Consider the following 23,933-nt stretch of genomic DNA (forward strand, 5'->3'; position numbering starts at 1 on the left):
ACTATCCCTAGCGATCCAGTGGGATTAACGGGAGGGCAGGAGGGGTGGGATGAGCACACAGCAGACGACGCCGAGGGACGACACGCTCTGGCGGCGGATCGTGAGGGAGCTCGCCGACGACCTGGCCGTCGACGCGCACGCCCGCGACCGGGCCGGCAAGGTCCCCGGCGACGAGGTCGAACGCCTCCAGGAGGCGGGGCTCCCCGCCTTCCTGACAGCGGCGGAGCCCGACCCCGCGCTCGGCGGCGGCGGCCACGGCGCGGACCTGCGGACCGCGTGTTCCGCCGTACGGGAACTCTCCGCCGCCGACAGCTCGGTCGGCGAACTCCTCGCCCACCACTACGCCCTGTCCTGGACCAGCCGCTTCCTCGCGGCGCCCGCGGGGCCGCCGGACCTCTCCGGCCGGAGAGGCGAAACCTTCCCTCGCCTCGACGCCCGCACGGCGGCCGAGGGCTGGCTGCTCGCCGGATCGACCGAGCCCCCGCCGCCGGTGGCCGCCGCCGGGCTCACCCTGACCCGCGCCGACCGCGGCGGCTGGCTGCTCGACGGCCGCCGCGCCTTCGACTCCGCCGTGACGGTCGCCGACCGCCTGGTGGTCGCCGCCCGCCCGGCGGGCACCGGCGAGTCGGTGCTCGTGCTGGTGGACCCGGCCCACCCGGGGGTGTTCACGGAACCCGCGGCGGACCGCGTCGGACAGCGGCTGGCCGGCGCCGGCACGGTCGTCTTCGAGCACGTGCCCGTCCCCCGGGCCCGGGTCCTCGGCAGCCTCCCCGCCGACGAACACGCGGTCGCCCCCTTCACCACCCTCGCCCCGCTGGTCCTGCGGCTGCTCCTCGTGCACGTGGCGCTCGGCATCGCGGAGGGCGCGCTCGCCGAGGCCCGGGACGTCAACCGGACGGCCCCGGCGCCGGAACCGGCCCCCCGCGCCTCCGCCCCGGACCAGGACCAGCCCGTCGACCCGTACCTGCTGCTCTCCTACGGCGAGCTCGCCACCGCCGTGCACACCGCCGCCGCCGTCGCCGAGCGCGCCGCCGACGCCCTCGCGGGCGGGCTGCGGGCGGGCTGGACGCTCGGCTTCGAGGAGCGCGCCGACCTCGCCGTCCTGGTCGCCGCCGCCGAGACCGTCACCGGCCGGACGGCGGTCCAGGTGACGACCCGCATCCTGGAACTCGTCGAGGGCGCCCCGCCCGCCGCGCCGGGCGCGGGAGGCGGCGGCCCCGGCTTCGACCGCTTCTGGCGCAACGCCCGCGCACTGACGGCCCGTACGCGCCCCGCCCACCGGCTCCGCGACATCGGCGACCACTACCTGCACAACGGCCACACCCGGCTGGCCCGCAGCGCCTGACCCCGGGGGCGGACCGTCCGGCATGTCGGGACCTCCGGCCCTCGCCTGCGACGGCCGAGGGGCGCAGGCTGGGGGGTGGAAGGGGAACGGTCACGGGCCGGACCCGACACGCGAGCCGCTGCCAGGAGGACGTCGGATGAGTCGCGAGGCCCAGGAGTTCCGCACCGGAACGGAGATCGTGGCCGGGGTGGACGGATCGCCGGAGAGTCTCGCCGCCGCCGAGTGGGCGGCGCGGGAGGCCGGGCAGCGGGGGGTCGCGCTGCGGCTCGTCCACGCCTGGCGCTGGGAGCCGCTCGACCTGCCGCTGGTCCAGGACGAGGGCGCGCAGGCGCGGGCGGCGGAGGAGGTGGTGCGGGCGGCCGAGCGGGAGATCACCGAACGGCACCCGGGCCTCGCCGTCACCGCCGAGGTGCGGACGGACACCCCCGTCGCGGCGCTGCTCGCCGCGCAGGAGGACGCCCGGATGCTGGTCATCGGCTCGCGCGGGCACGGGGCGGTGGCCGGGTTCCTTCTCGGCTCCTACGGGCAGCAGGTGATCGCCGCCGCGACGCGGCCGGTGGTCGCCGTCCGCGCCCGCGACGACCGGACGGCCGAACCGCCCACGGGCGAGATCCTGGTGGGTCAGCAGGGCACCCCGGAGGACAGCGAGGGAGTGCTGCGCTTCGCCTTCGAGACCGCCGACGCGCGCGGCGCCGCGATCCGCGCCGTGCGCGCCTGGAGCCTGCCGTCGCTGTACGCGTTCAGCCCGGCCTCGCTGCGGCTCGCCGACGACTCCGGCGGACTGGTGCCGTTCGAGGAGCAGGCGCTCCGCGAAGCGCTCGCGCCCTGGCGCGAGCGCTACCCGCACGTCCCGGTGACCGAGCACGTCGAACTCGGCAGCGCCGGCCAGGTCCTCCTCACCACCTCGGGGGCCGCGCAGCTCCTCGTGGTCGGCCGCCGCGCCAGGCGCGGCGCGCTGGGTCAGCGGATCGGCTCGGTGGCCCACGCGGCCCTGCACCTGGCCCCGTGCCCGGTGGCCGTGATCCCGCAGGGCTGAGAGCCGGGCGGACGCCCTGCACCCGCGCGGGCGCCGTGTCAAGCCGACTCGGCGGGTTGCCACGAGGTGTTGACCCGCCGGGTTGACGTGGGGTGTCGGGGCGGGGACGGGCGGAAAGCTTGACCCCGTCGCCCCGGGGCCCACCCGGGCGCCGACGCAGCCGAGAGAGCGGAGCCCCATGCGCTACGACGGTCCCCCCGCCCCCGACCCTTCCCACCCCCACGGACCCACTGACCCCACCCCCTCCACCGCCCACCACCCCGGCGCCCCCGACCACTCCGACCCCCACGAACCTCCGGACCCCGGCCCCTCCGCCCTCCACGGGCGCCCCGGATGCCTCTCCCCCGCCGCCGGCCGCCGTCGCCGTCGTGGCCCGGCCCGGCGCCGGGCGCCCCACCGACCGGGGCTCGCCGTGTCGGTGCTCGCCGCGGGCACGGCCGCCACCGCCGTCACCGTCCTCCTCGGTCTGTACGGGGCCCACCCGCCCACGGCTCCCCCTCCCCGCGCGGCCACGCCCCCCACCACCGAGGCCCCACCCCCGTCCCACCCCACCCGGGTTCCCACCTCGCCCCCGGCCCGTGTCGGGGAACGGGGAGGGACCGCGCCCGACGGGCTCGCGCCGCGGACCGGGGCCGTGCTCGCCGCGCCGGAGGCGGTGCCGTCGCGCGCCGCCGGCTACGTCGAGGACGTCATCGCCCTCGCGAACGCCGAACGGGAACGGGCGGGTTGCGGGCCGCTGCGGTCCGAGGCGCGGCTCGCCAGGGCCGCCCAGGGGCACGCCGACGACATGGCGGCACGTGACTACTACGCCCACGACAGCCCCGAGGGACGCGACGGCGGCGACCGGATGACCCGGGCGGGCTACGACTGGTCCGCGTGGGGCGAGAACATCCACAAGGGGCCGAAGACCCCGCGACGGGTGATGGACGACTGGATGGACAGCACGGCGCACCGGGCGAACATCCTCAACTGCTCCTTCCGCGACATCGGCGTCGGCGTGGCCCTGACGGCCGACGGACCGTGGTGGGTGCAGGACCTCGGCACGAGGAACTGACCGGTCGGGGGCGTCAGTTCGCGGGCGCGGCCAGTTTCTGCACCCAGACCGTGCCGCGCGGGCCGGGCGCGGCGGCCACGCCGGTGTCGCGGTAGGCGCAGTCGAGCATGTTGCGCGCGTGACTGGCGTCGTCCCGCCAGTCGGCGACGACCGCGGCCGGGTCCTTCTGGCCCTCGGCGAGGTTCTCCGCCCAGGCCGACCAGCGGTAGCCGGCCTCCGTCATCCGGGTGTCCGCGAACTCGCCCTCGGGGCTGGCGTGGCCATAATAGCCGCGGGCCGTCATGTCCCGGGCGTAGGCGCGGGCGGCGGCCGTCAGCCGGCGATCGGTGCGCAGCGGGGCGCAACCGGCGTCCGCGCGGAGCCGGTTGACCAGCTCGGTGACCCGTTCCCCCGGGTCGGCCGGGGGCGGTGGGGTGGTGCGCGCCGGGGTGGGCGGGGCGGTCGCGGGAGTGCGGGTGGGCGTCGCCGGGCCGGTGGCGACGGCGGTGGCGGTGCTCGGCGCGGGGGTCGGCGGGGGCGTCGTCGCCGCGGGGGTGGTGGCGGGCGGCGCGGCGGCGGGCCGGGGCGCGGGCGGGGGCTCGGGCGCCTCGGGGAGGTCGAGGAGGAGCGCGCCGAGCACGGCGACGGCCGCGGCGGCTCCCGCGGCCCCCGTGCGACGCCCGGTCGACCAGTACGGCGCGGCGTGACCGCCTCCGGACTGCGCCCCGCCCGACGCCCCCGTGGGTCCCGCGGACTCCACTCCGCCCGAGGGCTCCGTCACGGCCGTGGGCTCCCCCGCCCCCGTGGGCCCGGTCCCGCCCGAGGGCCCCGCGTGACCCGAGGGCTCTGCGTGGCCCACCGATCCCGCCGCGTTCGACGGCTCCGCGTGGGCCACCGATCCCGCCGCGTCCGACGGCTCCGTGTGGGCCACCGATCCCGCCGCGTCCGACGGCTCCGCCGCGAAGGCCGGGGTCGTGCCGGCGTCGAGGAGTGCGCCCGCGACGGGCGGGACGAGGCCGATGCCGACGAGGAGGCCCTCGACGGGGGCGAGCCCTCGGCGGGCATTGCCGGTCGCGCAGGTGCGGCAGTCGCGCAGGTGGCGGGATATGCGTTTGCGCCACAGCGGGGAGGGGCGGCCGTCCCACGGGGCGAGGGTGGCGGCGAGGTCGGGGCAGCGGGGGTCGGCGGCGAGGGCGCCGACGACGGCGCGGCCGGTCTCCAGGCGTTCCTTCATGCGCTGGACGCGCACGGCGGTGTGGGCCGGGGGCAGCCCGAGGGCCTCGGCGAGCTCCGCGCGGGTCAGTTCCCCGGCGGCCTCCAGCCACCACAGCGAGAGCAGCTCGCGGTCGTCCTCGTCGAGCCAGCGGGTGGCGCGGGCGACGTCGCGGCGCTGCCCGGTGAGGCCCAGGCGGAGGATGGTGATCTCGGTGAAGTCGCCCGCCGGGTCGGCGAGGTCGACGGCGCGGTCGAGGCCGGGCACGGGTGCCTGGCTCCGTTCCCGCCAGCGGCGGCGCACCCCGTTCATGGCGATGGCGACGAGCCAGGACCGGAAGCGCTCGGGGTCGCGGAGCCCGGGCAGGCCGTCGAGGGCCCGTACCAGGGTCTCCTGCACGATGTCGTCGGTGTCGGCGTGGCCGTCGAGGGCACGTCCCACGACGGTGTGGACGAGCGGCAGGAAGGCGCGTACCAGTTCCTCCCGCGCGTGCGGATCGCCCGCGCGCGCCGCCTCCACCAGGGCGGTGGTGCGCTGCTCGTCGTCGTGCATGGATGGTGCTCCCTCGTGCCCGGTCCGTCCCCGTCCTGCTGGAGACGCGCGGCGCCGGGTGGGGATAACACTTTTTCTAGCCGGTCGGATGGGGCAGTCGGGGAACGGTGGCCCCGGCGCCCTCCCTCACGGCCTCCACGACCGCGTCGTGGAGTTCACGGCTCTCTCCCTCCGAGGAACAGGGGACGGGACTTCCCGACATGGTGAACCAGTCGGAGGCGCCGCTGTACTGCACGGCCACGCGTGCCTCACCGTCGGCGAAGGTGGTGTGCACGGTCAGGTCGCCCGTGACGATTCCGCCTTCGACGGTCAGCACCCCACCACGCCCGGTGTAGACACCGGCGGTCGTCCAAGATGCCCAGCTCATGCCCTCCAGGGTCACACCCGGATGGCGTACGCGCCACCGACGCGACCGCCCCGGCCGGAATCGCTCCGGCCGGGGCGGTGTGCGTCGGACGCGGATCAGGCGAGGGACGCGACGGCCTCGTTGAACGTGGCGGACGGACGCATCACGGCCGCGGCCTTGGCCGGGTCGGGCTGGTAGTAGCCGCCGATCTCGGCCGGGGAGCCCTGGACGGCGTTCAGCTCGTCGACGATCTTCTGCTCGTTGGCGCCGAGGGTCTCGGCGAGCGGGGCGAAGGCCTTGGCGAGCTCGGTGTCCTCGGTCTGCCGGGCCAGCTCCTGGGCCCAGTACAGGGCCAGGTAGAAGTGGCTGCCGCGGTTGTCGATGCCGCCGAGGCGACGGGTCGGCGACTTGTCCTCGTTGAGGAAGGTGCCGGTGGCGCGGTCCAGGGTGTCCGCGAGGACCTGGGCGCGGGCGTTGCCGGTGGTGGTGGCCAGGTGCTCGAAGGAGGCGGCCAGCGCGAAGAACTCACCGAGGGAGTCCCAGCGGAGGTAGTTCTCCTTGACGAGCTGCTGGACGTGCTTCGGGGCGGAGCCGCCGGCGCCGGTCTCGAAGAGGCCGCCGCCCGCCATCAGCGGGACGACCGACAGCATCTTGGCGCTGGTGCCCAGCTCCAGGATGGGGAAGAGGTCGGTCAGGTAGTCGCGGAGGACGTTGCCGGTGACGGAGATGGTGTCCTCGCCGCGGCGGATGCGCTCCAGGGAGAACTTGGTGGCCTCGATCGGGGACAGGATCCGGATGTCCAGGCCCTCGGTGTCGTGCTGCGGCAGGTACTCGTTCACCTTGGCGATGAGCTGCGCGTCGTGGGCGCGGTTCTCGTCCAGCCAGAACACGGCCGGGGCGCCGGTGGCGCGGGCGCGGGTGACGGCGAGCTTGACCCAGTCCTGGATCGGGAGGTCCTTGGTCTGGCAGGCGCGGAAGATGTCGCCCTCGGCGACCTCCTGCTCCAGGAGGACGGTGCCCTCGGAGTCGACGATGCGGACGGTGCCCGCCTCGGCGATCTCGAAGGTCTTGTCGTGGGAGCCGTACTCCTCGGCCTTCTGCGCCATGAGGCCGACGTTCGGGACGGAGCCCATGGTGGCCGGGTCGAAGGCGCCGTTGGCCTTGCAGTCCTCGATGACGGCCTGGTAGACGCCGGAGTAGCTGTGGTCCGGGAGGACGGCGAGGGTGTCGGCCTCCTGGCCGTCCGGGCCCCACATGTGGCCGGAGGTGCGGATCATGGCCGGCATCGAGGCGTCGACGATGACGTCGGACGGCACGTGCAGGTTGGTGATGCCCTTGTCGGAGTCGACCATGGCGAGGGCGGGGCCCTCGGCGAGCTCGGCGTCGAAGGAGGCCTTGATCTCGGCGCCGTTCGGGAGGGCGGCGAGGCCGTTCAGGACGGTGCCGAGGCCGTCGTTGGCGGAGAGGCCGGCGGCGGCGAGGTCCGCGCCGTACCGGTCGAAGGTCTTCGGGAAGAAGGCGCGCACGACGTGGCCGAAGACGATGGGGTCGGAGACCTTCATCATGGTGGCCTTGAGGTGCACGGAGAAGAGCACGCCCTCGGCCTTGGCGCGGGCGACCTGCTCGCTGAGGAAGGTGCGCAGGGCGGCGGCGCGCATGACGGACGCGTCGACGACCTCGCCGGCGATCACCTTGAGCGGCGCGCGCAGCTCGGAGGTGGTGCCGTCGGCGGCGGTGAACTCGAAGCGCAGGGTGTCGTCCTGGGCGATGACGACGGACTTCTCCGTGGAGGCGAAGTCGTTCTCGCTCATGGTGGCGACGTCGGTCTTGGACTCGGAGGTCCAGGCGCCCATGCGGTGCGGGTGGTTCTTGGCGTAGTTCTTGACCGAACCGGGGGCGCGGCGGTCGGAGTTGCCCTCGCGCAGGACCGGGTTGACGGCCGAGCCCTTGATCTTGTCGTAGCGGGCGCGGACGTCCTGGTCCTGCTCCGTCTTCGGGTCGTCCGGGTAGTCCGGGAGGGCGTAGCCCTGGCCCTGGAGCTCGGCGATCGCGGCCTTCAGCTGCGGGATCGAGGCCGAGACGTTCGGGAGCTTGATGATGTTGGCGGCGGGGGTCTTGGCCAGCTCGCCGAGCTCGGCGAGGGCGTCGCCGATGCGCTGCTCCTCCTGGAGGAACTCCGGGAAGCTGGCGATGATGCGGCCCGCGAGCGAGATGTCCCGCGTCTCGACCGTGACGCCTGCCGTGGAGGCGTACGCCTGGATCACGGGCAGGAACGAGTACGTCGCCAGGGCAGGCGCCTCGTCGGTGTGGGTGTAGATGATGGTCGAGTCAGTCACCAGGTGCTCCGCTCCACGTCTGCGAATCGAGATTGCTCGACATCAAGATATCTCGTGATCGTGGTTCTCCGTAAAGGGCCCCACGAGCTCACCTTGCTCGGGGGCTCCGGAGTCCTCCACGAAGGGGCCTCCGAGCCGGTACGAGGCGGGGCCGCCGTCCAGGTCGACGTGGCGGACGAGGGCGAGGAGGGCCAGCCCCGCGGCGGCGCCGACCCCGGCGGCGAGGGCCTGGCCGCAGCGGTGGGCGAGGCGGAGCTCGTCGGGGTCGTACGGGGCCGTGGCGGGGAGTCCGAGGGTGTCGCCGAGGAGCAGGAATCCGGCCACGAGCCCGCCGGCGGCGAGGAGCGCCAGGGGCAGGGTGGTGGGGAGGCCGCGCAGGGTGGTGCCCCGGTGGCTGCCGGGGCGGACCTTGCCGCGGCGGGCGAGCAGGGCGATCAGTCCGCACTGGACGGCGAGGGCGAGCAGGGCGGCGGCCATGACGTCGCCCGGGCGGTGGTCGCCGGCGGCGATCGAGTACGCGCCGAGGAGGACGGCCCACAGGGTGGCGGCGCCGGTGACGAGGCCCCGCGAGCGCCGTGGTACGACCAGCGGGAGGGCGAGGGCGACCCCGAAGGCGAGGGTGGCGGTGGCGCTGGGGAAGCCGCTGGGCACGAGCGCCCCGGCACCGTCGGCGAGCCGGGGGCGGGGGGCGTACCGCTGGAGGAGTCCGGTGACGGCGAGGGAGACGGCGACGGCTCCGGCGGCGGCGCCGGTGAGCGCGTACCGCTTGCGGACGACGCCGATACCGACGAGGAGGACGCAGGCGAGGACCAGCGAGAGGGTGGCGGCCCCGGCGAGCGAGGGATGGTCGCGGACGAAGGCGGCGACGCGGGTGTCGGCGCGCCGGCCGGTGACGGCGGCGTCGCCCCAGCGGCGGCCGGTGGCGGTGAGCACGAGTCCGGCGTAGACGAGCGTGAGGAGCAGGATCGCCCCGAGGCAGGCACGCCGGGTCCGGGTGCGGACGCGGGTGCTGAAGGAGTTCGCGGCCTCGGCGGCCACGGCGGCGTACCACCAGGTGTCGCCGGCCTTCGGCGGCCTCGGGGAGCCGCCTGTGCGCCTGTCGTAGGGAGCCATGCCCCGATTCGACCCCACGCGGGCCCGGGCCGCCTGCTGGGATCACCCGAACGACACGCCGGGGCGTGCCCTCCGTCGCCGCGGGGGCCGGGGCGGGGCACGAGGAGGGACCCGAACCCTCGCGGAACGGGGTCCGGAGGGTGGCCGACGGCCGTCGTCAGGAGGACGCGCGGACGACGAGTTCGGTGGGGAGCATCCGCCGGGGCTGGTCGTCGGGTTCGCTCGGGGAGGCGATCTCGGCCAGGAGCATGCGGGCCATGGTGCGGCCCATCTCCTCGATGGGCTGGCGGACGCTGGTGAGCGGCGGGTCCATGAGGCGGGCGACGGCGGAGTCGTCGACGCCGACGAGGGCGACGTCCTCCGGAACGCGGCGGCCGGCCTCGCGCAGCACCGCGCGGGCGCCGGCCGCCATCACGTCGGAGGCGGCGAAGACGGCGTCGAGGTCCGGGGCGCGGTCGAGGAGTTCGCGCATGGCGCGGCGGCCGCCCTCCTCGGTGAAGTCGCCGGTGGCGACGAGGGCGTCGTCGGCGGGGAGCCCCGCGTCGGCGAGGCCCTCGCGGTAGCCGTCGAGGCGGCAACGGGCGCCGTACATGTCCAGGGGGCCGGTGACGGTGGCGATGCGGCGGCGGCCGCCGGCGGCGAGGTGGGCGACGGCGGTGCGGCCGGCGCCGGTGTTGTCGGAGTCGACGAAGGCGACGGGTTCGTCCTCGCGGCGGCGGCCGTTGAGGACGGCGGGCAGGCCGAGGGCGCGGACCTGGTCGGGCAGCGGGTCGTCGGCGTGCACCGAGACGAGCAGGACGCCGTCGACGCGCTGGGCCGCGAGGTACTGCTCGAAGCGCTGCCGCTCCTGGTCGCTGCGGATCAGGGTGAGGAGCAACTGCTTGTCGGCGGCGGCGAGTTCGCCGCTGACACCACGGATGATGTCGAGGAAGTACGGTTCGGCGAAGAGCCGGGCCTCGGTCTCGGGAACGACGAGGGCGACGGCGTCGGTGCGGCTGCCGGCCAGGGCGCGGGCGGCGCGGTTGGGTACGTAACCCAGTTCGGCGACGGCCTTCTCGACGGCGGCCTTGGCCTGTTCGCTCACCTTCGGCGAGCCGTTGATGACCCGGGAGACGGTGCCGCGGCCGACTCCGGCCCGGGCCGCGACCTCCTCCAGGGTGGGCCTGCCGGTCTGTCGCCCGCTCACCGCCATGTGCCGCCTCTCCCCTCGGCCCCGGGCCCGCCGCCCGCCGACCGCCCGTATGTGCGGCGAACCTATCAGGCGGGCGGCGGGCCCCGGCGGGATCAGACGTCGGCGGGCGCGAGCTCCGCCATCGGGCCCCAGCCCCGCTGTTCCGTCTTCACGTTGATGATCTCGGGGGTCGTGGCGACGGCGCCGGCCATGGCGGCGAGCCCGGCGGCGAAGTGGTCGGAGGCGACGTGGACGGCGCCGGCCTCGTCGTCGGCGAAGCCCTCCAGGAGGGTGAAGACGTTCGGGTCGTCGACGCCGCGGGACCAGTCGAAGAAGAGGTTGCCCGGCTCGGCACGGGTGGCGGCGGTGAAGTCGGCGACCAGGTCGAGCCACTGGTCGGCGAGGTCGGGACGGACGGTGAAACGGACTGCGATGAAGATCATGCCGTCAGGCTGCGCCGGGCGGCCCCGGGCGGGCCAGGCCGGCCGGTCAGGTTTCCGGCAGGGCCGGAAAGTCGGGCACCGCACGGGCCAGCGCGGCCCGGACGGCCCCCTGGCGGCGGGCGAAGTCCACGGTGGGCAGGGAGACGGAGAGGGCGTGCACGATGCCGTCGCCGCGGTCGGGCACGGCGACCGCGAGGCAGGTGTACGCGAGGTCGGCCTCGCCGACGGAAACCGCGTAGCCCTGGCCGCGGACGGCGGCCATCTCGGCCTCGAAGCGTTCGGCGCCCGTGATGGTCCGCTCGGTGAAGCGGGCCATGCCGTGCTCGGCGAGGTAGCGGCGGCGGCGGGCGCGCGGCAGGGCGGCGAGGAGCGCCTTGCCGTGCGCGGTGGCGTGCGCGCGGGCCTCCGGGCCGGGGGCGAAGGGGTGGGCGGTGTCGGTGACGGGGGCGGTGGTGTCGACGACGGTGATCAGGCCGTCGCGGTAGGCGGTGTGGTACGCCTCCGCGCCGGTCGCCCGGCGCAGCCGCCCGAGGAGTTCGCCGGTGGGGGCGCCGAGGCCGTGGTGGCGGAGGTGGGCGCGGTGCAGGGCCGGGACGCGGGGTCCCGGGGCGTATCCCTCGGCGGTGCGGACGAGGTGGCCGCGGGCGAGCAGCGGCCCGGCCAGGTGGTAGACGGTCGAGAGCGAGCAGCCGAGCGTCCGCGCGAGCGCCTTGGCCCCGACGGCCCGTCCGGCGTCGGCGACCAGGTCCAGCAGCTCCAGCGCCCGCTCCACCGACCGCGGCCCGGCGCCGGCCCGCTGCGGGTCGGGCTGCGGCTGCGGCTGCGGCTGCGCAGGCGCGTGCGGGAGCGGCAGCGGGGCGTCGGCGGGCATCGGACCAGGGTAGCCGGGCGGGCGGGGCGGGTCCGCGCAGGCCCGAGGGCGGGCCCGAGGTGGGCCCGAGGCGGGCCGGGTGCCGGGCTCGTCAAGGCCCGCGCCCCACCCGGTCCCGCACCCTCCGTCGCGCCTCCGTCACGGCTCGTATCTCCGCAGGTCAGCCCGGCTTTATGTGCATTTGACACTCTTTCGACGTACCGTCGTGAGGATCCCCTTGTCACCGACGCACCCGGGAGAGCGTGTGCCCCGCCCCAGGACCGACCATGCCCCGACGCACGCGGCCGCGAGCCGCCCACGGTGGCGGACGGCCGCGATCGCCACGGGCGTCGTCGCCGTCGCGGCGGGCGGTCTGTACATGGCCGGCCTGGTGGCCACCGGCGACGACATATCCGCCGGCACCCGGGCCGGCGGCGTCGACATAGGCGGCCTCAGCAGGGCCGAGGCCGCCGAGCGGCTGCGGGCGCAGGCCCCGGCGGCGTGGACGGCGCCCCTCGTGGTGAAGGTGGGCGAGCGCACGGAGAGCGTCTCCCCCGCCGCCGCGGGGCTGACGGTCGACGCGGAGGCGACGGCCGAGAAGGCCGCGGACCCGTCGAAGGACCCCTTCACCGTCATCGGACGCCTCTTCTCCTCCGGCGACCGCGAGATCGAGCCGGTCCTCGCCCAGGACCCGGCGAAGACCGACGCCGCCGTCGCCGCGCTGGCGAAGCGGAACGACCGGGCGGTCAAGGAGGGCTCGGTCTCCTTCCGGGACGGCGAGGCCGTCGCCACCCGGCCCGTCACCGGCCGGAAGCTGGACACCGCGAAGGCCGCCGAGGCCCTGCGGGCCGCCTATCCGGCCGCCCCCGGCGCCGCGGCCGTCTCCCTGCCGGTCACCCTGACCGAGCCGAAGCTGCCCGCCGCCGAGCTGACCCGCTTCCTCGACGCGTACGCCCGGCCGGCCGTCTCGGGGCCCGTGACCCTCACCGTGGGCGACGAGCGGCTGCGCATCTCCCCCGAGACCCTCGGCGACCACCTGACGGTGAAGAACGACGGCGGCCGGCTCACCGGCGCCCTCGACACCACCGCCCTGCTGCGCGACCCGGACGTCGCCCGCCCGCTGGCCGCCATGACGGGCGCGCCGGTGGAGGGCACCCTCGGGGTGCGGGACGGCAAGGTCGTCGTGGTGAAGGAGGGCAAGCCGGGCCGCGAGGTGACCGAGAAGTCGCTGGCCGCCGCCGTGGACCCGCTGCTCACCCGGACCGGGGAGGCGGCCCGTACCGCGGCCGTGGCCACCAAGGTCACCCAGCCGCAGGTGAGTTCCGCCACGCTCGACGAGCTCGGCGTGAAGGAGCAGATGTCGACCTTCACCGTGAACTTCCCCGCCGCGCCCTACCGGACGATCAACATCGGCCGGGCCGCCGAGCTGATCAACGGCTCGCTGGTGCAGCCGGGCGAGGTGTGGAGCTTCAACAGGACGGTCGGCGAGCGCACCGAGGAGAACGGCTTCGTCGACGGCACGATGATCCTCGACGGCCGCTACCAGGAGGCGCCGGGCGGCGGCGTGTCCGCGGTGGCGACCACCGTCTTCAACGCGGTCTTCTTCGCCGGCGTGCAGCCCGTCGAGTACGGCGCCCACTCCTTCTACATCGAGCGCTACCCGGCCGGCCGGGAGGCGACCGTGGCCTGGGGCAGCCTGGACCAGAAGTTCCGCAACGACTCCGGCAAGCCGATCTACATCGCGGCGAGCGCCACGGACTCCTCGGTGACCATCACCTTCTACGGCACCAAGAAGTACGACTCCGTGGAGGCAGAGGCCGGCCCGCGCACGAACGTCACCAAGCCGGAGAAGCGCGAGGCCACCGGCGAGAAGTGCGTGCCGCAGGAGCCCCTGGAGGGCTTCGACATCGCGGTCGACCGGGTCTTCAAGAACGGCGGCGAGGAGGTCAAGCGGCAGACCTTCAAGACCCACTACACCCCGCGCGACGAGGTCGTCTGCAACTGATCCGGCCGGGCCGGGAGGGTGTCCTCCCCGCCGCGGGCGGGCATGCATCCCGGGTGCGGCCGGACCGGGCCGCTCCCAGCCCTGCCGGAGGCCTCCGTGGCGGAGCGCAGCGACCTTCCCCCTTACGCCCGACTGCTGGCCGCCGCGGTCGAGGACGGCGTGTGTCCGGGTGCCGTCTGGGCGGTCGGCGACCCGCCGGGCACCCGCTCCGCCGGCGCGGTCGGCGTCCTCGACCCGGCCCGGCCCGGGGAGCCGATGCGCCCGGACACGCTCTTCGACGTGGCCAGCCTCACCAAGATCCTCACGGTCTGGGCGGTGACGGGGACCCTGGTGGACGCGGGAAAGCTCGACCTGTCGATGCCGCTCGGCGCGTTCTGGCCGGCGGCGGCCGGCCGGCCGGTGGGCCGGGTCACCGCGCACCACCTGCTCACCCACACCGCCGGAATGCCGCTCCGGGCCAATCTGCGCTTCCTGTACGGCTCCGATCCGCAGGACATCAGGGACGGGGTGCTGTCCGAGCCGCTGCGGCATCCGCCCGGCGCGGCCGTCGCGTACACCGACCGGGCCGCGCTCGTCCTCGGCTGGCTGACCGAGCACCTGACCGGCCGGCCGCTGGCCGAGCTCGCGCGCGAGCGGGTCTGGGCGCCGCTGGGCATGCGGGAGACCCGCTGGGGCCCGCTGCCGCCGGCGGAGGCGGCCCGCTGCGCGCCCACCGAGTACGACGAGGAGACCGGCCGCCGTCTGCGGGGCACGGTCCACGACTTCTCCGCCCGGCTCCTCGGCGGGGCGTGCGGGATCGCCGGCGTCTTCACCACGGCCGGGGACACCGGCCGCTTCCTGCGCGGCGTGCTGTCCCCGCCGCCCGGCACCTTCTCCGCCGCCTGGACGGAGGCCTCGCTGCGCGTCGGCACGGGCTTCCTCGACCCGCCGCGCGGCCTCCTGTGGCATCCGGCGCCCGGCACCGGGCCCGCGGACGACGTGTGGGCGCACTTCGGCTTCACGGGCACCGCGATGTGGGTCTCCCCCGCCCGCGCCCGCTGGGCGGTGCTGCTCACCAACCGGCTGTACGTGACGCGGGACCCGGCTCCGCTGGCGCGGGTCCGCGAGGCCTTCCGCGCGCACGCCTTCGCCTGAGCGGCGGGGCGATCGAGCCCCCGAAGTGTGAGCTCGCGGACAGACGTTCGGGCCCCCTTGTGGGGGCCGAGGACCTGCGGGTTACCATATGAGCGCCGTCTAGCTCGAAAGATAAATCTTGTGACTGTCAATGATGACTCGTTCACCAGCTGGAAGAACCGTGAGGAGATCGCGGAGTCGATGATCCCGATCATCGGGAAGCTGCACCGTGAGCAGGACGTCACCGTCCTCGTTCACAGCCGCTCCCTGGTGAACAAGTCGGTCGTCAGCATCCTCAAGACGCACCGCTTCGCCCGCCAGATCGCCGGCGAGGAGCTCTCGGTCACCGAGACGCTGCCTTTCCTGCAGACGCTCACCACGCTCGACCTCGGTCCCTCGCAGATCGACATCGGCATGCTCGCCGCCGAGTACAAGGCCGACTCGCGCGGCCTGACGGTCGAGGAGTTCACCGCGGAGGCCGTCGCCGGCGCCACGGGTGCGAACAAGATCGAGCGCCGTGACGGCCGGGACGTCGTCCTCTACGGCTTCGGCCGCATCGGCCGCCTCGTCGCCCGCCTCCTCATCGAGAAGGCCGGTTCGGGCAACGGCCTGCGGCTGCGCGCCATCGTCGTCCGCGGCGGCGGCGAGGCCGACCTCGTCAAGCGCGCCTCCCTGCTGCGCCGGGACTCGATCCACGGCCAGTTCCAGGGCACCATCACGGTCGACGAGGAGAACAGCTCCATCGTCGCCAACGGCAACACGATCAAGGTCATCTACGCCAACGACCCCTCCGAGGTCGACTACACGGCGTACGGCATCGAGAACGCCATCCTGATCGACAACACCGGCAAGTGGCGGGACCGCGAGGGCCTCTCCAAGCACCTGCGCCCCGGCATCGACAAGGTCGTGCTCACCGCGCCCGGCAAGGGCGACGTGCCGAACATCGTGCACGGTGTCAACCACGACACGATCAAGCCGGACGAGCAGATCCTCTCCTGCGCCTCCTGCACCACCAACGCCATCGTCCCGCCGCTCAAGGCGATGGACGACGAGTACGGCGTGCTGCGCGGTCACGTGGAGACCGTCCACTCGTTCACGAACGACCAGAACCTGCTGGACAACTACCACAAGGCCGACCGCCGCGGCCGTTCCGCGCCGCTGAACATGGTGATCACCGAGACGGGTGCCGCCTCGGCCGTCGCCAAGGCGCTGCCGGACCTCAAGGCCCCGATCACGGGCAGCTCGATCCGCGTCCCCGTCCCGGACGTCTCGATCGCCATCCTCAGCCTGCGCCTGGGCCGCGAGACCACCCGCGACGAGGTCCTGGAGTACCTCCGCGACGTCTCGCTGCACTCGCCGCTGAAGCGCCAGATCGACTTCACCACGGCTCCCGACGCCGTCTCGATGGACTTCGTCGGCTCGCGCCACGCCTCCATCGTGGACGCCGGCGCGACCAAGGTCGACGGCGACAACGCGATCCTGTACCTGTGGTACGACAACGAGTTCGGCTACTCCTGCCAGGTCATCCGCGTCGTCCAGCACGTCTCGGGCGTCGAGTACCCGACCTTCCCGGCTCCGGCGGCCTGATCCCGCCCGCGCCTCACGCGAACGGCGCGCCGCGCTCCCCGAGGGGAGGGCGGCGCGCCGTTCGCGCGTGCCGGGGCGTCAGTTCTTGCGGACGGAGCGGAGGGCGCCGGCCGCCGGCTCGACCGGCTCGTCCCTGGCCTCGGCCCAGAGCGAGCGGACGTGGCCGAGGTGGCGCATCATGCACGCCTCGGCGCCCGCCCGGTCCCGGGCGAGCAGGAGGTCGAGGAGTTCGACGTGCTCCTCGGCGGAGCTGATCAGCTTGCCGGCCTCGTCGAGCCCCGTCAGGCCGTAGAGCCGCGACCGCTTGCGCAGGTCGCTCACGGTCTCCACCAGCCGGTCGTTCCCGGACAGGCCGAGCAGGGTGAGGTGGAACTGCCGGTCCGCCTCCAGGTAGCCGATGAGGTTGTGGTCGCGGGCGTTGGCGACGATCTCCTCGGCCAGCGGGCGCAGCGACTCCAGTTCCTCGGTGGTCGCGGTCTCGGCGACCCGGCCGACGGTGGGCACCTCGATGAGCATGCGCAGTTCGGTGCACTGGTCGAGCTCGCGCTCGCTGACCTCGGTGATCCGGAAGCCCTTGTTGCGGACCGGCTCGACGAGGCCCTCGCGGGCCAGGTCGAGCATGGCCTCGCGGACCGGGGTGGCGGAGACGCCGAGTTCGGCCGCGAGCCCGGGGGCCGAGTAGACGGTGCCCGGCTTCAGCTCCCCTGCGGTGAGCGCCGCGCGCAGTGCGTGGCCCACCTGGTCGCGAAGCCGCTCCTGGGCCTTGATGAGACTGTGCTGCTTCAGGTCACCCACGCCGTTCCTCCACACTTCCGCAGGCGACCAGCGTACAATGTCACGTTTCTCAGTCGATGGCCGCACGGTGGACCGCGACGGCCACGGCGAGATCCTCCCAGGCCATCCCCACGCTCTTGAAGAGGCGGGGAGCGGGTCCCGGCGCCGGCAGCGCCGGTCCCCGGACGAGGTCGGCGAGGGTGCCGGTGAGGTGCCCGGCGCCGATCGCCCCCTCCGCCTCGGGGATCAGCAGGTCCCCGGCCTCGCGCAGGGCCGCCGACCGGGCCTCGACCCAGACCTCGGAGCGGCGCACGAGCGCGGTGTCGGTCTCGCGGGCGTCCGGCTCGTGCGAGCCGACCGCGACGACCACCGCGCCCGCCGCCACCCGCCGTCCGTCGAAGAGGGGTTCGCGCGCGGTGGTGCAGCAGACGACCAGATCGGCCCCGCCCACCTCGTCGGCGGTGCCGGTGCGGCTCTCCGGCACGCCGATCCCCCGGGCGTACGCGGCGAGCCCCTCGGCCCTGCCGGGGTCGCGGGCGACCACCGTGACGGAGGCGAGCCTCCGCACCGCAAGAAGCGCCTCGACGTGGCCGTACGCCTGGGGGCCGGAACCGAAGACCACCACCCGCAACGGCCGGTCGTGCGCCGTGAGATGACGGACGGCCAGGGCAGAGACGGCCGGGGTGCGCAGCGCGGTGAGCGCGGCGCCGTCGAGGAGGGCGCGGGGCCGGAGGGTGGTCCCGTCGAGGAGGAGGTAGCTGCCGGTGATCCGGGGCAGTCCGAGGGCGGTGTTGCCGGGCGCCACCCCGGCAATCTTCACCCCGGCCCACCGGCCAGCGGCGGCCGGCATGAGCAGCAGCTCGCCGGCCGGGACGGGGACGGCGGAGCGCGGCGGGCAGGTCTCGGGGTCGAGGCCGTCGCGCAGGACCCGGGCGAGCGCCTCGACGGCGGCGGCCGGGGCGAGCGCCCGGGTGACGGCGCCGCCGTCGAGGTACGGGACCGGCGGGGTGCTCACAGCTGGAACCCCGCGCCGAGCGTGTCGTCCGGGTCGAGGGTGAAGTGCGCCGTGCCGGTGCGGTGGGCGGTGCCGGTGACCTCGGTGACGAGTCCGCCGACCGGGTCGCCGCCGGGAAGGGCTCGGCCGGTGAAGGCCGTCCCGGCGACGGACTCGTGGGTGAGGGCCTGGCCGTCCTTCAGGCGGCCCTCGTCGGTGAGGAGGGCGAGCCGGGCGGAGGTGCCGGAGCCGCACGGGGAGCGGTCGATCTGGCCGTCGGCGAAGACGGTGACGTTCCGCTGGTGCGGCCCCCGCGGGGTGTCGGGCAGGTCCTCGTGCAGGATGACGCCGTAGACGCCGGAGAGGAGCGGGCCGTCGGGGTGCCAGGTGGCGGGGTGGCCGGCGAGCGCGCTGCGGATCTCGCGTCCCGCGCGGACGAGTTCGGGCAGGGAGGCCCGGTCCACGGTGAGGCCGAGTTCGCGGGCGGGGACGGAGGCGTAGCAGGCGCCGGCGTGGGCGAGGTCGGCCTCGACGATGCCGCGGCCGGTGGCGACGGGGATCCTGCGGGCGGTGACGCGGGCGGGCACGTTGCGGAAGGTGACGCCGGTGGTGCGGCCGGCGGTCCGGTGGACGGTGGCGGTGACCCGCCCGGAGGGCACGTCGACGCGGACCGGGACGTCCCGGTCGCCGTCGCCGGCCGGGACGAGGCCGCTGTCGACGGCCCAGGCGGCGAGCGCCATGGTGCCGTGGCCGCAGGCGGTGGAGAAGCCGTCCTTGTGCCAGAAGAGGACGCCGAGGTGGGCGCCGTCGTCGTCGGGCGGGACGACGAAGCCGCCGTACATCCCGGCGTGGCCGCGCGGCTCCTGGACGAGGAGGCGGCGCAGCGCGTCCAGGGGGCCGGGGCGGGGGGCGGTGCCGGAGCCGCCGGGGCCGACGGCGGTGGCGCACCGCTCGGCGACGGTGTCGCCGGGGACGGGCGGCAGCCCTTCGGCGACGATCCGGAAGGGTTCGCCGGCGGTGTGGTAGTCGATGACGCGGATCCCGTCCGCGGGGAGGGCGGTCACAGCAGGAATCCGGCGGGGAAGGGGTCGGTGGGGTCGAGGAAGTACTGGGCCGTGCCGGTGATCCAGGCCCGTCCGGTGACGGTCGGGACGACGGCGGGCCTGCCGGAGACGGTGGTCTCGGCGACGAGCCGTCCGGTGAACTCGGTTCCGATGAACGACTCGTTGACGAAGTCGGTGTCGAGCGGGAGGAGTCCGCGGGCGTGCAGCTGGGCCATGCGGGCGCTGGTGCCGGTGCCGCACGGGGAGCGGTCGAACCAGCCGGGGTGGATGGCCATGGCGTGCCGGGAGCGGCGGGCGTCGGAGCCGGGGGCGGCGAGGTAGACGTGCTTGACGCCGGCGACGGCGGGGTCCTCAGGGTGGACGGGCCGGTCGTCGCCCGCGTTGATCGCCTCCATGATGGCGAGTCCCGCGGTGAGCAGGTCCTGCTTGCGGGCGCGGTCGAAGGGGAGGCCGAGGGCGTCGAGTTCCACGAAGGCGTAGAAGTTGCCGCCGTAGGCGAGGTCGTAGGTGACGGTGCCGTGGCCGGGGACCTCGGTCTTGAGGTCGAGTCCGACGCCGAAGGCGGGGACGTTGGTGAGGGTGACGGAGCGGGCGGCGCCGTCCTCGACGCGGACGGCGGCGGAGACGAGGCCGGCGGGGGTGTCGAGGCGGACGGTGGTGACCGGTTCGACGACCGGGACCATGCCGGTCTCGACGAGGACGGTGGCGACGCCGATGGTGCCGTGGCCGCACATCGGGAGGAGGCCGGAGACCTCGACGAAGAGGACTCCGTAGTCGGCGTCGGGCCGGGTCGGGGGCTGGAGGATGGCGCCGCTCATGGCGGCGTGGCCGCGCGGCTCGTACATGAGCAGGGTGCGCAGGGAGTCGCGGTGTTCGAGGAAGTGGAGCCGCTTCTCGGCCATGGTGGCGCCGGGGATCACCCCCACTCCGCCGGTGATCACCCGGGTGGGCATGCCCTCGGTGTGGGAGTCCACCGCGTGGTAGACGTGTCGGGTGCGCATGGGCTGTGTCTCTCCTCGGGTCAGCGGAGGCCTTCGGCGAGGACCTTCTCGGTGGCGGCGCGGACGGCGGCCTCGACGGCGCCGGTGAGCGGCAGGCGCGGGGCGCGGGTGGGGCCGCCGGGGCGGCCGGCGATGTCCATGGAGAGCTTGATGGCCTGGACGAACTCGGTCTTGGAGTCCCAGCGGTAGAGGCTGTGCAGCGCCTTGTAGAGCGGGAGCGCGGTGGCGAGGTCGCCGGCGACGGCGGCGCGGTAGAGGGTGGCGGCGGACTCGGGGAGGGCGTTGGGGTAGCCGGCGATCCAGCCGACGGCGCCGGCGACGGCCAGTTCCAGGAGGACGTCGTCGGCGCCGGCGAGGAGGTCGAGTCCGGGGGCCAGTTCGGCGATCTCGTAGGCGCGGCGGACGTCGCCGCTGAACTCCTTGACGGCGACGATGGTGCCGTCGGCGTGGAGGGTGGCGAGGAGGGCGGGGGTGAGGTCGACCTTGGTGTCGATGGGGTTGTTGTAGGCGACGATCGGCAGCCCCGCCCGGGCGACCTCGGCGTAGTGGGCGCGGACGGAGGCCTCGTCGGCGCGGTAGGCGTTGGGCGGCAGGAGGAGGACGGAGCCCGCGCCGGCCTCGGCGCCCTGCTCGGCCCAGCGGCGGGACTCGGCGGAGCCGTAGGCGGCGACGCCGGCCATGACGCGGGTGCCCTCGCCTGCGGCCTCGACGGCGGTGCGGACGACCGCGGCGCGCTCGGCGTCGGTGAGGGTCTGGTACTCGCCGAGGGAGCCGTTGGGCACGACGCCGTCGCAGCCGTGGGCGATCAGCCATCGGACGTGCTCGGCGTAGGCGTCGAGGTCGACGGAGAGGTCCTCGCGCAGCGGCAGCGTGGTGGCGACCATGATGCCGTGCCAGGGGCGGATGCGGGTGTCGGTCATGACGTACTCCTTTGTAGTGTGTGACATTTTACTAAGGGGTGTGCGGGGGCCACAAGAGCGCGGTCCCCACGGAACGGGCCTACTCGACGGGAAGCCCGGCGAGCTCGCCGAGCCGTACGGGGCAGGCCAGCGGGCGGCGGTCGGCGGCGGGTTCGCCGCCGGCGAGGGCGGCCACCGCCGGGCCGCACATACGGCCCTGGCACCAGCCCATCCCCGCCCGGGTCAGCAGCTTGACGGTGCGGGCATCGGTGGCGCCCAGCTCCTGCACGGCCTCGCGGACCCGCCCGGCCGGCACCTCCTCGCAGCGGCAGACGGCGGTCTCGTCACGGAGCCAGCCGGTCCATCCGCCGCCGGGCCGGTGGGCGGCGCCCATCGCGTCGGCGAAGGCCCGCAGCCGCTCGCGGCGCCGGGCGAGCGGCGCCGGGACGGGCCGCCCGGCGATCGAGTGGGCCGCGATCTCGCCCTCGGTCAGGGCCAGCGCGGCGCCGCCCACGCCGCCGGTCTCCCCCGCCGCCCAGACCCCCGGCACCGAGGTGCGCAGCGCGGGGGTGAGGACGAGCGCCGCGGTGCCGTCGGCGGCGGTACGGGTGGCACAGCCGAGGGCGGTGGCGAGGGAGAGTTCGGGGACCAGGCCGTGGCCGACGGCGAGCGCGTCGCAGGGGACGCGGCGCTCGGTGCCGGGCACGGGACGCCAGTCTCGGTCGAGCCGGGCGACGGTCACCGCCTCGACGCGGTCGCTGCCGTGCGCCTCGACGACCGCGTGCCGGAGCAGCGGGCGGACCTGGTGGCGGAGCAACGCGCCGCCGTAGAGGGCGCCTTCGGCGAGCTTGGCCGGGTTGCGCAGCAGGGTGCCGGTGTGGCGGGCGTACCCGCCGTACCCGGCGGCCTCGACGACGGCGGGCACCCGGGCGCCCGCGGCGGCCAGCGAGGCGGCGACGGCGAGCAGCAGCGGCCCGCTGCCCGCGACGACCACCCTCCCCCGAGCTCTCGGCTCCGCTCGACCAGGGGGCGCCCCCATCCCGGGCAGCACGAGCCCGCTCTTGAGCATGGCCTGCGCTCCCCCGGCGCCGACGACGCCGGGCAGGGTCCAGCCGGGGAAGGGGAGCTGTCGTTCGTACGCCCCGGTGGCGAGGAGCACGGCGCGGGCGCGCACGGCCTCCGCCGCCTCGTCGTCGGCGCGGGTGTGGAGGGTCCAGTCGGTGCCGGAGCCGGTGACGCTCCACACCTGACGGTTCGCCGCGTACCGGATGCGCCCCGCTCGTTCGTACGCGCGCAGCGCCGCCTCGCGGTCCGTGAACGCCTTCCAGTCGTGGTGCAGGGCCTGGGGCCGGGCGGCGCCGAGGGCCGGGTCGGGGTGGCGGTAGTACTGGCCGCCGGGGCGGGCGCCCGCGTCGAGCAGGGTGACGGTGCGGCCGAGCGCGGCGGCGGTGACGGCGGCGGCGAGCCCGGCGGGCCCGGCGCCGACGATCGCGAGGTCGGCGCCCTTGGCCGGGTCAGACGGCGAGGTCGTCATGGCCGGTTCCCTCCTGGCTGGTGACGAGGCCGCCGGGGCGGGCGGGGACGAGGCAGGCACGGCGGTTGGGGGTGCCGTCGACGGTGACGAGGCAGTCGAAGCACTGGCCGATCCCGCAGAAGGCGCCTCGGGGTTCGCCGCCGTGCCGGGTGGTGCGCCAGGCGAGGACGCCCGCGCCCCAGAGGGCGGCGGCGACGGTCTGCCCGGCGGCGGCCGGGACGTCCCGGCCGTCGAAGCGGAAGGTGAAGGTCTCCTGGGGTGCGCCGCCGACGAGGGCGCGCGGGGTGCGGCGGCTCAACTCTGCTGCTCCTGGGTCGGGGCGTCGGCGGGACCGAAGTCGCGCTCGGGGCGGAAGGGCGCCGGGTCGAGCGGGGGTTCGGCGCCGGTGAGGGCGGCGGCGACGAGGGCGCCGGTGGCGGGGGCCAGACCGATGCCGGCCCCTTCGTGGCCGCAGGCGTGGTGGAGGCCGGGGACCCTCGGGTCGGGGCCGATCGCCGGGAGGTGGTCGGGGAGGTAGGGGCGGAAGCCGTGGTAGGCGCGGAGCACCTGGACGTCGGCGAGGACCGGGAAGAGCGCGGCGGCCTGGGCAGCGAGCCGGCGCAGGGCCTCGGTGGAGAGGGAGCGGTCGAAGCCGACGCGTTCGCGGGTGGCGCCGATGAGGACCGGGCCGCCGGGGGTGCCCTCGACGACGGCGGAGGACTGGAGGGCGGCGGAACCGCTGGCCACGTCGGCGATGTAGTCGGCGGCGTAGACCTTGTGGCGGACGACCCTCGGGAGGGGTTCGGTGACGAGGACGAAGCCCCGGCGGGGCAGCACGGGGAGGTGGACGCCGGCGAGCCGGGCCGCCTCGCCGCCCCAGGTGCCGGCGGCGTTGACGACGGCGGGGGCGAGGAGTTCGCGGCGTGCGGTGCGCACCCCGCGGACGGCGCCGGCCGGGTCGCGGAGGATCGCGGTGACCTCCTCGCCGAGGTGGAGCGCGGCGCCGGAGGCGGCGAGCAGCCGGGCGGCGGCCTGGGCGGGCTGCACCTGGGCGTCCTGCGGGTAGTGGAAGCCGCCGGCGAGGCCGGGGGCGAGGTGGGGTTCCAGTTCGGCGAGCCGGTCGGCGGGGATCTCGGCGGCGGTGACGCCGGCCTTCCGCTGGCCCTCCGCGAAGGTGCGGAGGGCCTGGAGGGCGGGCTCGTCGGGCGCCACGACGAGCCCGCCCTTGGGCTCGTACTCGGTCTCCGGCGGGAGTGCCGCGGAGAGTTCTCGCCAGAGTCTCGTGGACAGCAGCGCGAGGTCGAGCTCGGGGCCCGCCTCCTTGTCGGAGACGAGCAGGTTGCCTTCCCCGGCGCCGGTGGTGCCGCCCGCGACGGGACCGCGGTCGACCACGGCGACGGTGAGTCCGGAGCGCGCCGCGTAGTACGCGCAGGCGGCTCCGACGACGCCGGCGCCGATGATCACGACGTCCGGGGAGTGTCTGTTGGGCACGGCAGTAATATGTCACATTCTTCAGGCGTTGCCCAGGGGCCCACGGCCCCTGGG

Annotated in this window: 21 protein-coding genes; 6 read left to right on the forward strand and 15 right to left on the reverse strand. The window is 75.3% G+C overall.

Annotated elements, in window-relative coordinates; all coding sequences use genetic code 11:
* The first annotated feature begins 49 nt into the window (after positions 1–49).
* The 3 genes from ACFZCF_RS19440 (at position 50) to ACFZCF_RS19450 (ending at position 3,435) form a co-directional block, all read left to right on the forward strand.
* A complete protein-coding gene (locus ACFZCF_RS19440; protein WP_391287531.1) occupies positions 50–1,345 on the forward strand; it encodes an acyl-CoA dehydrogenase in 1,296 nt (431 codons plus the stop codon).
* Between the two features lie 136 nt (positions 1,346–1,481).
* The gene (locus tag ACFZCF_RS19445) at positions 1,482–2,381 is read left to right on the forward strand and encodes a universal stress protein (RefSeq protein ID WP_391287533.1); all 900 of its coding nucleotides are present in this window, start codon (positions 1,482–1,484) and stop codon (positions 2,379–2,381) included.
* A 412-nt stretch (positions 2,382–2,793) separates the two neighbouring features.
* Positions 2,794–3,435: a CAP domain-containing protein gene (locus ACFZCF_RS19450; RefSeq protein ID WP_391287535.1), complete on the forward strand. Its 642-nt coding sequence runs from the start codon at positions 2,794–2,796 to the stop codon at positions 3,433–3,435.
* A 13-nt stretch (positions 3,436–3,448) separates the two neighbouring features.
* Here ACFZCF_RS19450 and ACFZCF_RS19455 read toward each other — a convergent pair whose 3' ends face one another.
* From ACFZCF_RS19455 to ACFZCF_RS19485, 7 genes are all read right to left on the reverse strand, one after another.
* Positions 3,449–5,179 (reverse strand): sigma-70 family RNA polymerase sigma factor, encoded by a 1,731-nt coding sequence (locus ACFZCF_RS19455; protein WP_391287537.1) that lies wholly within the window; start codon positions 5,177–5,179, stop codon positions 3,449–3,451.
* A 76-nt stretch (positions 5,180–5,255) separates the two neighbouring features.
* Positions 5,256–5,546 (reverse strand): hypothetical protein, encoded by a 291-nt coding sequence (locus tag ACFZCF_RS19460; RefSeq protein ID WP_189946179.1) that lies wholly within the window; start codon positions 5,544–5,546, stop codon positions 5,256–5,258.
* Positions 5,547–5,641: 95 nt separating this feature from the next.
* Positions 5,642–7,861 (reverse strand): NADP-dependent isocitrate dehydrogenase, encoded by a 2,220-nt coding sequence (locus ACFZCF_RS19465; protein ID WP_391287539.1) that lies wholly within the window; start codon positions 7,859–7,861, stop codon positions 5,642–5,644.
* Between the two features lie 42 nt (positions 7,862–7,903).
* Positions 7,904–8,974, reverse strand: coding sequence for a phosphatase PAP2 family protein (locus ACFZCF_RS19470; RefSeq protein WP_391287540.1), 1,071 nt, complete (start codon positions 8,972–8,974; stop codon positions 7,904–7,906).
* Positions 8,975–9,131: 157 nt separating this feature from the next.
* Positions 9,132–10,166: a substrate-binding domain-containing protein gene (locus ACFZCF_RS19475; RefSeq protein ID WP_391287542.1), complete on the reverse strand. Its 1,035-nt coding sequence runs from the start codon at positions 10,164–10,166 to the stop codon at positions 9,132–9,134.
* Between the two features lie 92 nt (positions 10,167–10,258).
* Positions 10,259–10,588: a putative quinol monooxygenase gene (locus tag ACFZCF_RS19480; RefSeq protein WP_365082617.1), complete on the reverse strand. Its 330-nt coding sequence runs from the start codon at positions 10,586–10,588 to the stop codon at positions 10,259–10,261.
* A 46-nt stretch (positions 10,589–10,634) separates the two neighbouring features.
* A complete protein-coding gene (locus ACFZCF_RS19485) occupies positions 10,635–11,459 on the reverse strand; it encodes an IclR family transcriptional regulator C-terminal domain-containing protein (protein WP_391287545.1) in 825 nt (274 codons plus the stop codon).
* A gap of 244 nt (positions 11,460–11,703) precedes the next feature.
* Here ACFZCF_RS19485 and ACFZCF_RS19490 point away from each other — a divergent pair, with 244 nt between their 5' ends.
* The 3 genes from ACFZCF_RS19490 to ACFZCF_RS19500 all read left to right on the forward strand — a co-directional run bounded on the left by ACFZCF_RS19490 (position 11,704) and on the right by ACFZCF_RS19500 (position 16,143).
* The gene (locus tag ACFZCF_RS19490; protein ID WP_388444842.1) at positions 11,704–13,443 is read left to right on the forward strand and encodes a VanW family protein; all 1,740 of its coding nucleotides are present in this window, start codon (positions 11,704–11,706) and stop codon (positions 13,441–13,443) included.
* A 96-nt stretch (positions 13,444–13,539) separates the two neighbouring features.
* Positions 13,540–14,577, forward strand: a complete 1,038-nt coding sequence (locus ACFZCF_RS19495) for a serine hydrolase (RefSeq protein WP_391287547.1) — start codon at positions 13,540–13,542, stop codon at positions 14,575–14,577.
* 120 nt (positions 14,578–14,697) lie between these two features.
* Positions 14,698–16,143 (forward strand): glyceraldehyde-3-phosphate dehydrogenase, encoded by a 1,446-nt coding sequence (locus ACFZCF_RS19500; RefSeq protein ID WP_391287548.1) that lies wholly within the window; start codon positions 14,698–14,700, stop codon positions 16,141–16,143.
* 78 nt (positions 16,144–16,221) lie between these two features.
* Here ACFZCF_RS19500 and ACFZCF_RS19505 read toward each other — a convergent pair whose 3' ends face one another.
* The 8 genes from ACFZCF_RS19505 to ACFZCF_RS19540 form a co-directional block, all read right to left on the reverse strand.
* Positions 16,222–16,938 (reverse strand): GntR family transcriptional regulator, encoded by a 717-nt coding sequence (locus ACFZCF_RS19505; protein WP_388444850.1) that lies wholly within the window; start codon positions 16,936–16,938, stop codon positions 16,222–16,224.
* 49 nt (positions 16,939–16,987) lie between these two features.
* Positions 16,988–17,932 (reverse strand): NAD(P)-dependent oxidoreductase, encoded by a 945-nt coding sequence (locus ACFZCF_RS19510; protein ID WP_391287551.1) that lies wholly within the window; start codon positions 17,930–17,932, stop codon positions 16,988–16,990.
* A complete protein-coding gene (locus ACFZCF_RS19515) occupies positions 17,929–18,984 on the reverse strand; it encodes a proline racemase family protein (protein WP_391287622.1) in 1,056 nt (351 codons plus the stop codon). Before ACFZCF_RS19515 ends, ACFZCF_RS19510 begins: the two co-directional genes overlap by 4 nt.
* On the reverse strand, positions 18,972–19,976 hold the full coding sequence (locus tag ACFZCF_RS19520) for a proline racemase family protein (protein ID WP_391287553.1): 1,005 nt from the start codon (positions 19,974–19,976) through the stop codon (positions 18,972–18,974). The genes ACFZCF_RS19515 and ACFZCF_RS19520 overlap by 13 nt, the downstream gene beginning before the upstream one ends.
* Before the next feature lie 20 nt (positions 19,977–19,996).
* Positions 19,997–20,896 carry a dihydrodipicolinate synthase family protein gene (locus ACFZCF_RS19525; RefSeq protein WP_391287555.1) on the reverse strand — a complete coding sequence of 300 codons (900 nt, stop codon included), beginning with the start codon at positions 20,894–20,896 and terminating at the stop codon, positions 19,997–19,999.
* A 79-nt stretch (positions 20,897–20,975) separates the two neighbouring features.
* A complete protein-coding gene (locus ACFZCF_RS19530) occupies positions 20,976–22,409 on the reverse strand; it encodes an FAD-dependent oxidoreductase (RefSeq protein ID WP_391287557.1) in 1,434 nt (477 codons plus the stop codon).
* Entirely contained in the window at positions 22,390–22,707 is a 318-nt protein-coding gene (locus ACFZCF_RS19535; protein ID WP_351852456.1) for a (2Fe-2S)-binding protein, read from the reverse strand. The genes ACFZCF_RS19530 and ACFZCF_RS19535 overlap by 20 nt, the downstream gene beginning before the upstream one ends.
* Positions 22,704–23,879, reverse strand: a complete 1,176-nt coding sequence (locus tag ACFZCF_RS19540) for an NAD(P)/FAD-dependent oxidoreductase (RefSeq protein WP_388444864.1) — start codon at positions 23,877–23,879, stop codon at positions 22,704–22,706. The genes ACFZCF_RS19535 and ACFZCF_RS19540 overlap by 4 nt, the downstream gene beginning before the upstream one ends.
* Positions 23,880–23,933 lie beyond the last annotated feature (54 nt).

The organism is Streptomyces sp. NPDC007945, assembly GCF_042958885.1.
Classification (GTDB): Bacteria; Actinomycetota; Actinomycetes; order Streptomycetales; family Streptomycetaceae; genus Streptomyces.